Source organism: Brevundimonas sp. (genome assembly GCF_052436175.1).
Taxonomy (GTDB): domain Bacteria; phylum Pseudomonadota; class Alphaproteobacteria; order Caulobacterales; family Caulobacteraceae; genus Brevundimonas.
The window spans coordinates 1-10,568 of the sequence record NZ_JBQVNM010000082.1 but is presented as its reverse complement, the minus strand read 5'-3'; the positions used below and the strand labels follow the sequence as shown (position 1 = coordinate 10,568).

Annotated in this window: 12 protein-coding genes and 1 pseudogene; 1 reads left to right on the top strand and 12 read right to left on the bottom strand. The window is 69.8% G+C overall.

Translation table 11 applies throughout. From position 1 onward, the window contains the following. Window positions 1-21: 21 nt before the first annotated feature. Window positions 22-159: pseudogene (locus tag ACT6QK_RS13845) on the bottom strand (DNA-binding response regulator); the annotation flags it as partial. Continuing rightward, window positions 159-497, bottom strand: a complete 339-nt coding sequence (locus tag ACT6QK_RS13840) for a hypothetical protein (RefSeq protein WP_444598406.1) — start codon at window positions 495-497, stop codon at window positions 159-161. The gene ACT6QK_RS13840 and the pseudogene ACT6QK_RS13845, both read right to left, overlap by 1 nt. 328 nt (window positions 498-825) lie before the next feature. On the opposite strand from ACT6QK_RS13840, the gene ACT6QK_RS13835 reads away from it, so the two are divergent. After that, the gene (locus ACT6QK_RS13835) at window positions 826-1,194 is read left to right on the top strand and encodes a hypothetical protein (RefSeq protein ID WP_444598405.1); all 369 of its coding nucleotides are present in this window, start codon (window positions 826-828) and stop codon (window positions 1,192-1,194) included. A gap of 74 nt (window positions 1,195-1,268) precedes the next feature. On the opposite strand, the gene ACT6QK_RS13830 is transcribed toward ACT6QK_RS13835, so the two are convergent. From ACT6QK_RS13830 to ACT6QK_RS13785, 10 genes are all read right to left on the bottom strand, one after another. Beyond that, on the bottom strand, window positions 1,269-1,838 hold the full coding sequence (locus ACT6QK_RS13830; RefSeq protein WP_444598404.1) for a nucleotidyltransferase family protein: 570 nt from the start codon (window positions 1,836-1,838) through the stop codon (window positions 1,269-1,271). Next, on the bottom strand, window positions 1,835-2,635 hold the full coding sequence (gene thiD / locus ACT6QK_RS13825) for a bifunctional hydroxymethylpyrimidine kinase/phosphomethylpyrimidine kinase (protein WP_444598403.1): 801 nt from the start codon (window positions 2,633-2,635) through the stop codon (window positions 1,835-1,837). Before thiD ends, ACT6QK_RS13830 begins: the two co-directional genes overlap by 4 nt. Before the next feature lie 262 nt (window positions 2,636-2,897). After that, a complete protein-coding gene (gene folP / locus ACT6QK_RS13820) occupies window positions 2,898-3,689 on the bottom strand; it encodes a dihydropteroate synthase (RefSeq protein WP_444598409.1) in 792 nt (263 codons plus the stop codon). 26 nt (window positions 3,690-3,715) lie between these two features. Beyond that, on the bottom strand, window positions 3,716-4,315 hold the full coding sequence (locus ACT6QK_RS13815) for a YdeI/OmpD-associated family protein (protein WP_444598402.1): 600 nt from the start codon (window positions 4,313-4,315) through the stop codon (window positions 3,716-3,718). Continuing rightward, entirely contained in the window at window positions 4,315-4,617 is a 303-nt protein-coding gene (locus ACT6QK_RS13810) for a winged helix-turn-helix domain-containing protein (protein ID WP_444598401.1), read from the bottom strand. Before ACT6QK_RS13810 ends, ACT6QK_RS13815 begins: the two co-directional genes overlap by 1 nt. 3 nt (window positions 4,618-4,620) lie before the next feature. Then, window positions 4,621-5,265 (bottom strand): hypothetical protein, encoded by a 645-nt coding sequence (locus ACT6QK_RS13805; RefSeq protein ID WP_444598400.1) that lies wholly within the window; start codon window positions 5,263-5,265, stop codon window positions 4,621-4,623. Between the two features lie 72 nt (window positions 5,266-5,337). Continuing rightward, window positions 5,338-6,567 carry an acyltransferase family protein gene (locus ACT6QK_RS13800; protein WP_444598399.1) on the bottom strand — a complete coding sequence of 410 codons (1,230 nt, stop codon included), beginning with the start codon at window positions 6,565-6,567 and terminating at the stop codon, window positions 5,338-5,340. A gap of 249 nt (window positions 6,568-6,816) precedes the next feature. Beyond that, entirely contained in the window at window positions 6,817-8,823 is a 2,007-nt protein-coding gene (ftsH, locus tag ACT6QK_RS13795) for an ATP-dependent zinc metalloprotease FtsH (protein WP_444598398.1), read from the bottom strand. Further along, complete coding sequence (gene tilS / locus ACT6QK_RS13790; RefSeq protein WP_444598408.1) at window positions 8,820-10,205, bottom strand: tRNA lysidine(34) synthetase TilS; 1,386 nt, start codon at window positions 10,203-10,205, stop codon at window positions 8,820-8,822. Before tilS ends, ftsH begins: the two co-directional genes overlap by 4 nt. Further along, on the bottom strand, window positions 10,202-10,568 hold a 367-nt coding region (locus tag ACT6QK_RS13785; protein ID WP_444598407.1), incomplete at its 5' end, for a tetratricopeptide repeat protein. The genes tilS and ACT6QK_RS13785, both read right to left, overlap by 4 nt.

The window sequence follows — 10,568 nt, the reverse complement described above, 5'->3', positions numbered from 1 at the left end:
ACCCAGGTCGAGGATGACTCAGTCATAGGGTTCGGTGTCGCCGAGGAAGTGGGCTTCCTCGCCGTCGGCGGCATGATCGACCGCATAGCCGGCGTCGCCGAGGGCGGTCTTCAGCTGACGCGACAGGTCGGCGTCGTCTTCGACGAGGAGAACGCGCATCAGTTGGGCCTGCGGGGACGTTGGTCGTTGCTGTTCGAATTGTCGCCGCTGGGGCGGGCCCGGCCGGTCTGGCCGTCGACGGTGACGTCGCGCACCTGGCCGCCGCGTTCGACCAGAACGCTGTAGTTGCCGTCGCGACGCGGCTGGGTGTCGATGGGCCGGCCGTAGGGCGAGGCGCCGCGCCGGGCCTCGTCCGGGCTGACGCGGGGGCGCTGCGGCTGTTCCTGACGGTCATCACGCTCGCGCGGACGGTCCTGCGCCGAGGCCCCCGTCGCCAGGGGAGCGGCGAGGGCCAGGGTCGCGAGGGCGACGATCAGGCTGTGGGACATACGGGACATGGCGTTCGATCTAGGCGCGGTCGCCTGAACAGAGGCTGAATGCTCCGTATAGGTCACGACGGACCCGCCGACAAACGATGCGGGGCCCCGTCGAACACGGATCGCGACGACGTGACAGGGATGCATCAGGCGGAGGTGCGCCCGGCGCGCCGGCCTCGCGCGCGAGCCTGTTTCTCACGACCGGAAACGGCCTCGGGTTCATGACGCATTTCTCACCTTGATGAACCGAACCTGAGCGCGGTCGTTCAGGTCGGGCTCAGCCGGGCGGTGGTTATCTGCAGTCATCGCTGGCCACCCCGGCCCGTGACCGAAACCAAGGAACGAACCGATGAAAAACCTCGTCATTCCCGCCCTGGTCCTGGCTGCCGCTTCGGTCGCAGTCCCGGCCGCCGCCCAATCCTACAACCATGGCCCGGCGCGCGCCCCGGCCGTGCAGAGCTACCAGAACTGGCAGTCGATCAACGACCGCAAGTACAATCTGGACCGCCGCATCGATCAGGGCCTGCGCAACCGCTCGCTGAGCCGTCGTGAGGCCGACCGCCTGAAGGCCGAGCTGAACAGCCTGGTCCGTCTGGAGCGCTCCTACATGCGGGGCGGTCTGAGCCGCACCGAGCGCATCGATCTGGACCGCCGCTACGACCGTCTGTCGGCCCAGGTCCGCAGCGAACGCCGCGACCACGACAACCGTCGCCACTAAGGCTTGACGGTCCCACGGGCCGGATAGAGGCCTGAACCAGGAGGGCGCGATCCGAAGGGGTCGCGCCCTTTCCGCTATTCCACCACCGTCAGCTCCGGCCAGCGCGCCCGGGCCGAGGCGATGACCCTGTCCCAGCCCGAGGCCCGGGGCCGGTTCGGATTGGGCCGGATCACCATGTCGAAGACGTCCCGCAGGCCGAAGGGCGCGGCGACGGAGATCGTATCGTCCGCCTCCAGTCGCACCCCGACGGCGAAGGCGGGGGCGACGAAGCGCGACAGGGCCTCGTCCGTGTGGGTCAGGGGTTCGTAGGGCTCGTTGAAATGGTCCTCGAACCAGATGTGGACCCGGGCCTGGTTCCGCACCTCGACCAGCGAACGCAACGGCTCGTCGAAGGCGGCGGCGGCGCGCTTGATGAAGACGTCCTCGGCGTCCCAGGAGGTGTCGGGGTCGAAGTAGCCGATGTCGTAATCCTTGACGCCGTAGCCGACCGGGCGGCCGGTGCGGTCGTTCCAGGCGCCCTGATAGACGGCCCCGGAGAAAAGTCGCCAGTCGGGCAGGTCGAGAGCCCGAACCGTCGTCAGCACCTGCATCAGGTCTGGGTTGGCGCGGACGATGTCGATGAGGCGGGTTTCGAGATCGCTCATGCCCTCAGCCTCCAGCCGTGGTCCAGCGGGCCGTGGCCGTGGCCCAGGCCGGGCGCGCGGCGGATGGCCTCGGCGACATAGGCCCAGGCCTCGGCCACCGCGACCTCCAGCGGCCGGCCCAGGGCGATGCCGGCGGCGCAGGCGCTGGCCAGGGTGCAGCCGGTGCCGTGGGTCGAGGTGGTGTCGAACCGCTCGCCCTCCAGCAGGGTCTCGCCAGTCGGGGTCAGCAGCAGGTCGGTCACGGTCGCGCCGTCGCCGACATGACCGCCCTTCATCAGCACGGCCCGGGCGCCGAGCGCCAGCAGGGCCTCGCCGGCCCGCCTCTGGCCGTCCAGATCGGCGACCGGCACGCCGGTCAGGGCCTCGGCCTCGGGCGCATTGGGGGTCAGGAGGGCCGCGCGCGGCACCATCAGCGACCGCACGGCGCCGACTGCCGCCTCGGCCAGCAGGGGATGGCCGCCCTTGGCGATCATGACCGGATCGATGACGGCGGGTGCGGCGTAGCTGTCGAGGATGGCCGCCACCCGCTCGACCGTCTCCACCGTACCCAGCATGCCGGTCTTGAAGGCGTCGGTTCCTATGTCGTCCAGCACGACCTTGGCCTGCTGCTCGATCACGTCCAGCGGCAGGGGGTGGACCCCGTGAACGCCCATCGTGTTCTGGATGGTGATGGCGGTGATGGCGGTGGCCGCATAGCCGCCCATGGCCGTCACGGCCTTGATGTCGGCCTGTATGCCCGCGCCGCCACCCGAATCCGAGCCGGCGATGATCAGGACGCGTCCGAGGGGCGAGGTCATGGGCGGGAGATGGCTCAGTAACCCGTTCGGAGCAAGGCTTTGGCGCTGTTCCTCTCCCACCCGTCACCCTCGGGCTTGACCCGAGGGCCGGACGTTGGGCGTCCCAGGCAGTAGAGCCTTGGATCGACGTCTGGCCCTTCACCCTGCGCAATGCGGGCTGAGCGTCCGATCCTCGGGTCAAGCCCGAGGATGACGGAGGAGAGGGGAGGGAGAGGGAGAGGGAAAGGGAGAGGGAGAGGGAGAGGGAGAGGGAGAGGCTCGATCAACGTCCCGCCTCCCGCAAGGCCGCCTGAACCTTCAGGGCCTGAACCGTCTCGCGCACATCGTGGACCCGGACCATGCGCGCGCCGCACCGGGCGCCTTCCAGAGCGAGAGCCAGTGAGCCGCCCAGACGGTCGTCGGGGTCGGTGGCGGTCGCGTCCACCGCCTGGATCATCCGCTTGCGGCTGGCGGCGTAGAGGACCGGGAAACCGAGCTCGACCAGGGCCTCCAGCCGCGCCGTCAGGGCCAGGTTGTGGTCGAGGGTCTTGCCGAAGCCGATGCCGGGGTCGAGCCAGATCCGGTCCCGCGCCACCCCGGCCGACATGGCCGCCGCCGCCCGGTCGGCCAGATGGTCGCGGACCTCGGCGACCACGTCGTCATAGCGAGGATCGGCCTGCATGGTGCGCGGCTCGCCCTTCATGTGCATCAGGACGACATCGCAGCCCAGTTCGGCCGCAGCGACTGCGCTGTCGGACGCGTGGGTCAGGGCGGTCACGTCGTTCCACATCGTCGCCCCGGCCGCGACGGCGGCGCGGGCCACGGCGGGCTTCATGGTGTCGATGCTGAGCGGGCCGGGCCAGAGGGCGCGGATCGCCGCGATGACGGGCGCGGTCCGGTCGATTTCCTCGGCTTCCGACACCGGATCGGCGCCCGGCCGGGTGCTCTCGCCGCCGATGTCGAGCACGTCGGCGCCCTCGGCGACGAGCCGCATCGCATGGGCGACGGCCGCCTCGACCGAGCCCAGCCGCCCGCCGTCCGAGAAGCTGTCGGGCGTGACGTTGACGATGCCCATGACCGCAGGAATGCAAGACAGGGGTGTCACGGCTTCTTCCCCTGCGGATACGGCGTCTCGCCCCGCGCGAGCATGGCGACCAGATCGGCGATCTTCTTTCGGCGGCCCGCCTCGGTCTTGAGCGCATTGGTGCGGTGGATCAGGGCGAAACGGTTTTGACTGGTCAGGACGGCGAACAGGGCGGCCGCCCTGGGTTCAGCGTCGATGGCGGCCTGGAGGTCGGCGGGGACTGCGGCGCCCCTGACCCGATAGGTCTTTTCCCAGCGGCCGTCGGCCTTGGCCGCCTCGACATGTTTGAGACCCGAGGGCTGCATCCGGCCCTCGGCGATCAGCCGTTCGGCATGGGCGACGTTTATCTCGCTCCAGCTGCTTTTCGGCCCGCGCGGGGTGAACCTCTGGAGAAAGCTGGCCTCGTCCAACGACTTCTTCACGCCGTCGATCCAGCCCCACGCGAGGGCGACCGGGATGGCGTCCTTCCAGCTGACGCTCGGCGTGCCTGACCCCAACTTGAAAATCTGCATCCAGACTTCGGGCTCGCGATCGTGGTTCTGCGCCAGCCAGTCGTGGAAGGCTTCGGCGTCAGCGAAGGCCCGCACCCGATGCGGATCGACAACCATGGGCGCCATCAGTCGCGTCCTCCGATCAGCCCGCCCAGGGCGTCCAGATAGGCGGCGAAGGCGGTTCGGCCCCGATCGGTGATGGCGATGCGGGTCAGGGGCTTGTTGTTGACGAAGCTCTTGGCGATGGCGACGTAGCCGGCCTCCTCCAGCTTCTTCAGATGGACCGAGAGGTTGCCCTGGGTGGCTTCCAGCACGGTCTTCAGCTCGGTGAAGTCGGCGGTCTCGACATCGGCCAGATAGACCATGATCCCCAGCCGCATTCGGCCGTGGATGACCTCGTCGATCCGTCCGAAATCCGCCAGGCCCATGGATCAGCCGGCCTTCACGCCGCCGCGCGCATCGCGGAACAGGGCCCAGCCGGGCAGGGCGAACAGCAGGAACAGGGCGGCGGTGCAGACGTAGAGATAGAGGACCGGCTGACGCACCAGCAGGCCCAGGGCCACCGCCGTCACCCAGCCGCCGAGCGAGACGGCCAGCATCCAGCCCTTCTTCTTCAGCATCCAAGCGACATACCAGGCCGCCGCCTGAAGGGCGAAGACGACGGCGGCGTAGTAGAGCCAGACGGAGAAATCCCTGTCGCGGATCGCGCCCGCGGCGAAGACGATGACCACCGCCGCATTGGCCATGCCGGTGGCGCTGAAGGCGGCGCTCAGCATCCGCGTCGCGAACGGCCCCCGGTTGGCGGAGCCCGCCTTGCGGTCCCTCAGGATGGCCCAGGTCAGGATGACCAGAAAGGCGACCGTGATCCCCACGACGAAGATCAGATTGGCCAGATCGGGCCAGCGGATCAGGCCGAGCACCTGGCCGACGTGGAACAGGCACTGAAGGCCGTAGAGCAGCCCGCCCGCGAGATAGCAGACGGCCAGGGTCATCGGCGGGCGTCCGCCGCCCTGGACGATCGACCGCATGAAGGCGAGATCGTCTTCCGGCGAACTCAGGCGGGGCTTGGCGGGCATGGGGGTTCTTTCGGCGACTCTGTGTGACGACCGGCCCGTCCGTGGGTGGACGAGCCGGTCGAAGATGGCAAGCTATTCGGCGGGTGCGATCACGGCGTCGGTCTTCGGCTTCCGCCAGGGGATGCGGCGGCCATTCAGCCATTGGCCCATGAAGCCGTGGCGGATCAGCAGCTCATAGGAGGCCAGGCAGACCGCGAAGACGCCGAGCGACACGCCCGCCAGCTTGATCCACCAGGGCCCCGCCCAGTCCTGGACCCAGACCTGGGCCAGCATGACCAGGGGCAGGTGCAGGATGTAGACCCAGTAGGAGGCGTCGGCGAGGTAGCGACGGACGCGGCTGTGGCCCGACAGGAACCTGAGGCAGAGGCCCATGGCCGCGAAGGCCGAACTGTAGACGGCGAGGGCGATGACGGCCGCGGCGAGGGCCTTGGCGCCGGTCGGCTCGGCCATCGGGGTCAGGTTCGGACCGCCGGCCAGGATGTAGGCGTAGACCCCCGAGACGAGGGCGACGATCAGAAACAGGGGCGACCACCGGGCGATCCGGTCCAGCAGGTCGCGGCGGCGGTCGATCAGGAAGCCGAGCGCGAAGGCCAGGCCGAAACCGACGAGGGCGGCGGTGTCGGGCACGAGCCCCTCGTCCGGGGTCGGGACGGCGAAGAAGGCGATCCATTTCGGGTCCAGCCAGAAGGCGAGGGCGAGCGGCGCGGCCAGGACGAACGGCGTCCAGGGTCCGATCAGGGGGCCCGTCACGCGGTCCACGACCCGGCCCCAGGCGCCGGACCTGTCGAACCTCGCGAAGGGGGCGCGCAGGATGAGGGTCGCGGCGCAGAACAGGGTCAGGACGTAGAGGAACCAGAGGTGGGTCAACGGGAAGTTGGTCCAGTCGTAGGTGGGCGGCGGGGGCGGCGGCGCACCCGGAACGATCAGCCCGTTGGCGTGGGCGTTCCAGACCAGGGCCGTGACGATGCCCGCCATGACCGGGAACCAGAAGGCGGCGAGCGGGCCGAAGATGCGCACCGCCCGGTCCCTGGCGAAGGCCAGCCATCCTTTTCGCGCCAGCATCATGTGGGCGAACAGGCCCGCGATCAGGAAGAAGGCCATCATCCGGAACAGGTGGATGGCGAAGAAGAGCCAGGCCGCGCCGATCGACGTGCTGTCGTCGGCGACGATCCAGATCTGTTGCGGGAAGAAGGACAGGCTGGCGTGCAGCACCACCCCGAGCAGCAGGGCGCCGGCCCTGAGGGCGTCGAGGCCGTGCAGCCGCTCGGCCGGGGCGACGGTATGGATGGAAGTCGGGGTCATGGACAGGGTCGCCTCCAATGCGATGAAGGGCGTATCTCACAGACTTGTCTGAAATGCAAACTGGTCTATTGCAAGGTTTCATCCCGTCCTGCCCGTTCGCGCTTTGCAGTTGGGAGGGCTCGGAGCGCAGCGGAGTGGAGGAGAGGCTGCGCGCGGCCCGACGACCGGAGGGGACACGGTGGAGCGGGCGTGAAAAAGGCCCCGCTGTTTCCAGCGGGGCCTCGATCAGGTCGGAGACGAAGGTGCGTGTCAGTGGACCGTGGGCGTCACCTCCACGCCGTCGGAGACCGGGGTCACCGGCACGGAGACCGACGGGCCCGCGTTGGGGAAGTTGTTCTCGTCGCGGTTGGGGGCGGCGCCCTTCTCCAGCAGGTCCTTGATCTCCTGACCCGACAGGGTTTCGTATTCAAGCAGGGCCTGGGCCAGCTTTTCCAGATCGCCCGACTTGGACTTGAGGATTTTTCGGGCCTCGTTCCAGCCGGAGGTGACCAGCTTCTTGACCTCGGCGTCGATCAGACGGGCGGTCTCTTCCGAGATATTCTGGCTGCGCGCGACGGAGTGGCCGAGGAAGACCTCCTCCTGGTTCTCGCCATAGGCCACGGTGCCGAGGACGTCCGAGAAGCCCCACTGAGTCACCATGCGGCGGGCTAGTTTGGTCGCCTGCTGGATGTCGGACGAGGCGCCCGAGGTGATGTTGTCCTTGCCGAAGATCAGCTCCTCGGCGACACGGCCGCCGGCCATGATGGCGATGCGATCGACCATCTGGCGATACTTCATCGAATAGCGGTCGCCTTCGGGCAGCTGCATCACCATGCCCAGGGCCTGGCCGCGCGGGACGATGGTCGCCTTGTGGACGGGGTCGGCCATCTTGACGTTCATGGCGACGATGGCGTGGCCGCCCTCGTGATAGGCGGTCAGGCGGCGTTCTTCCTCGTTCATGGCCATGGACTTGCGCTCCGAGCCCATCATGACCTTGTCCTTGGCGTCCTCGAAGTCGCGATGGGTGACCATGCGGCGATCCTTGCGCGCCGCCATCAGGGCCGCCTCATTGACCAGATTGGCCAGGTCGGCGCCGGAGAAGCCGGGCGTGCCGCGCGCGATGGTCTTGACGTTGACGTCGGGCCCCAGGGGCACGTCCTTCATATGGACGCGCAGGATGTGCTCGCGGCCCGAGACGTCGGGGTTGGGCACCACCACCTGACGGTCGAAACGGCCGGGACGCAGCAGGGCCGGATCCAGCACGTCGGGGCGGTTGGTGGCGGCGATCAGGATGATGTTCTCGGACGCCTCGAAGCCGTCCATCTCGACCAGCAGCTGGTTCAGGGTCTGCTCGCGCTCGTCATTGCCGCCGCCGAGCCCTGCGCCCCTATGACGACCGACGGCGTCGATCTCGTCGATGAAGATGATGCAGGGGGCGTTCTTCTTGGCCTGTTCGAACATGTCGCGCACGCGGCTGGCGCCGACGCCGACGAACATTTCCACGAAGTCCGAGCCGGAGATGGAGAAGAAGGGCACGCCCGCCTCGCCCGCGACCGCGCGGGCCAAAAGGGTCTTGCCGGTGCCGGGAGGGCCGACCAGAAGCGCGCCCTTGGGGATCTTGCCGCCCAGACGCTGGAACTTGGAGGGGTCCTTCAGGAAGTCGACCACCTCCTGAAGCTCTTCCTTGGCCTCGTCGACGCCGGCGACGTCTTCGAAGGTCTTGCGCCCCTTGTGCTCGGTCAGCAGCTTGGCCTTGGACTTGCCGAAGCCCATGGCGCCGCGGGCGCCGCCCTGCATCTGGCGCATGAAGAAGATCCAGACGGCGACGATGAGCAGGATCGGCAGGAGGATGCCCAGCAGGCTCATGAAGATGGACTGGTCGCCGGTCTTCAGATGCACCCGCGCGCCGGACTGGCCGATCTGGTCGATCGTCGCCTGGGCCGGGAGGGGGATGATGGTGACGAACTTGCCGCCGTCGCGATAGACGCCTTCCAGCCGGTCGCGGCGGACCGTGACCGACTGGATCGACTTGGCGGCGATGGCCTGCTGCAGCTGGGTGTAGTCGATCTCCTCGCGGCGCGAGGCGGCGGCCTTGGGCGCGGGGGGCGTCGCGCCGTTCGCGGTCGTCCCGTTCGCAGCCGCGCCCGTCGAGGCGGGGGCGGTCGCGGCCTTCTCCATGAAGGCGGGCATCATCGCGCCGTTCTGGCTGGCCACGGCGTAGAAGCCGAACAGGCCCAGGGCGATGACCCCAAGGATGGCAAGTGTACGCAGGTTCATCTCGGTTTCCGGTCCTGCGGCGCGCGCAGAGGCGGCGCCGGTTCGTCTGTTGCGACTGAAAATAGGTCAGTCGTCGGGGTTTCGCCATGCACGCCGTCAAACAGTCCGTGTTCCTGCGTCGTTTCGCCCGGAAAGACGAGGCCGAACCCGGACAGGGCCAGGTTCAGACGGCGCGGCGGCAGGAAACGGACCCGGCCGACCCGCCCTGCAAGAACCGGGGCATCCCCGCCGTCCCGGATCAGGACAGGCGCCGCGCCCCGAACCGGGGCCGGGAGGGCGGATAGGGCGGCCCGGTCGGCGTCCGACAGGCGGTTGAGAAGGCCGTGGGCGCCGGTGAGGCGCCAGCCGGGCTCATCGAAGACGGCTTCGACGCGCCCGTCCCAGACGGCGGCGACGCCGGGGGAGAGCGGGACGGGGGCGACCGAGCGGCGGCGCATCTCACCGGGTTCGCGGGCGACGCGCACGTGTTCGCCGACGCCCTCGATCCGCGCTCCGGACAGGGTGACGGTGAAATCCTCGCCCGAGGCCAGGCGGCGCGCGAGCGCGGCCAGCCGCTCGCCGCGCGGCAGGGCCTGACCGCCCGAGGCCGAGACCAGCATCGCCGAGAGCGCCGCGGGCGGCAGGTCGCGGCCCGTCTCGAAGCCGAGGCCGAACGGCAGCGGGCGGATCGGCGTCGTCAGGGCTTCCGAACGCGCCGAGGCGAAGGCGAGGGGCGCCGTCGCGTCCGGGGCATCCTCAAGGGCCCGGCGCGCCCGACTGCGGCCGAAGCGTGGGTCGAGGTTGGCCGGATCCTCGATCCAGTCCTGGCCGAGCGACCGCAGGAGATCGCGCAGGGCGGCGCGTCGCTCCGTCAGGAGGGGACGCAGCAGCATCAGGCCGCGCCCCTCGGGCCAGACGGGCGAGGGCGACCAGTCGCGCAGGCGGCCGAGGGGGGAGACGCCCTCCTGAGCCGAGCGGGCGCGCATCCAGTCGGCTTCGGCCACGTCGTCGGCCGTGTGGCCGGTCAGGATGACGTGGGCGCCGACCTCATGCGCGACCCCGGCGATCAGGGCGTGGCGGGCGGCGCGGGCGGTGGCCGTCAGGCCGGTCGTCGGCTTCTCCCCCTCCCAGCGGCGGCCGATCCAGTCGAGGCCGAGGGCTTCGGCGGCCGTCCGGCAACGGCGGCTCCAGACGGGGCTGTCGGGGTTCAGGCCGTGGTCGATGGTGACGGCGACCAGCCGGCGTGCGCGCGCCCGGGCCCAGTCCGCCGCCAGGCCCAGCAGGGCCATGGAGTCGCCGCCGCCGGACAGGGGGATCAGGACGGGGGCGTCGATCCCTCCCGACAGTCGGGCGTCCAGCCGCGCCCGAACCCGTTCAGTGAGCGCGGAGTCCGCCGGGGTCAGGAACAGCGGGCCTGGGCGCCCACCTGTGTCGCCACTCCCTTCAGCGCCGCCGTGGCCGAGGCGGCGTAGCGGCGATTGAATTCGGCCAGGGCCGCACAGGCCTGGGCGTTGCGGTTGGTGGCGACCAGGGAGCGGGCCAGACGCAGGGTCACTTCTCCGGCCCAGGGCGTGGTCGGCCAGTCCTTGAGGGCCGCGGCATAGGCCTGGACCGCGCCGGCGTGGTCGTTGCCCGCGCGACGGGCGTCGCCGAGACGATAGGTCGCCTCCCGGGCCTGGGGCGTGTCGGGCCAGGCGGCGGCGACGTCTTCCAGCGCGTCCATCCCGGCGGCGCGGTCGGTGGCGACCAGACGCACGGCGGCGGCG

Coding starts and splice junctions, on each gene's coding strand:
- ACT6QK_RS13815 (WP_444598402.1), bottom strand. CDS start 4,315: ATGGCGCCCATGGTTGTCGATCCGCATCGGGTGCGGGCCTTCGCTGAC.
- thiD (WP_444598403.1), bottom strand. CDS start 2,635: ATGACCTCGCCCCTCGGACGCGTCCTGATCATCGCCGGCTCGGATTCG.
- ACT6QK_RS13805 (WP_444598400.1), bottom strand. CDS start 5,265: ATGCCCGCCAAGCCCCGCCTGAGTTCGCCGGAAGACGATCTCGCCTTC.
- ACT6QK_RS13840 (WP_444598406.1), bottom strand. CDS start 497: ATGTCCCGTATGTCCCACAGCCTGATCGTCGCCCTCGCGACCCTGGCC.
- ftsH (WP_444598398.1), bottom strand. CDS start 8,823: ATGAACCTGCGTACACTTGCCATCCTTGGGGTCATCGCCCTGGGCCTG.
- ACT6QK_RS13830 (WP_444598404.1), bottom strand. CDS start 1,838: ATGAGCGATCTCGAAACCCGCCTCATCGACATCGTCCGCGCCAACCCA.
- ACT6QK_RS13810 (WP_444598401.1), bottom strand. CDS start 4,617: ATGGGCCTGGCGGATTTCGGACGGATCGACGAGGTCATCCACGGCCGA.
- folP (WP_444598409.1), bottom strand. CDS start 3,689: ATGGGCATCGTCAACGTCACGCCCGACAGCTTCTCGGACGGCGGGCGG.
- ACT6QK_RS13835 (WP_444598405.1), top strand. CDS start 826: ATGAAAAACCTCGTCATTCCCGCCCTGGTCCTGGCTGCCGCTTCGGTC.
- ACT6QK_RS13800 (WP_444598399.1), bottom strand. CDS start 6,567: ATGACCCCGACTTCCATCCATACCGTCGCCCCGGCCGAGCGGCTGCAC.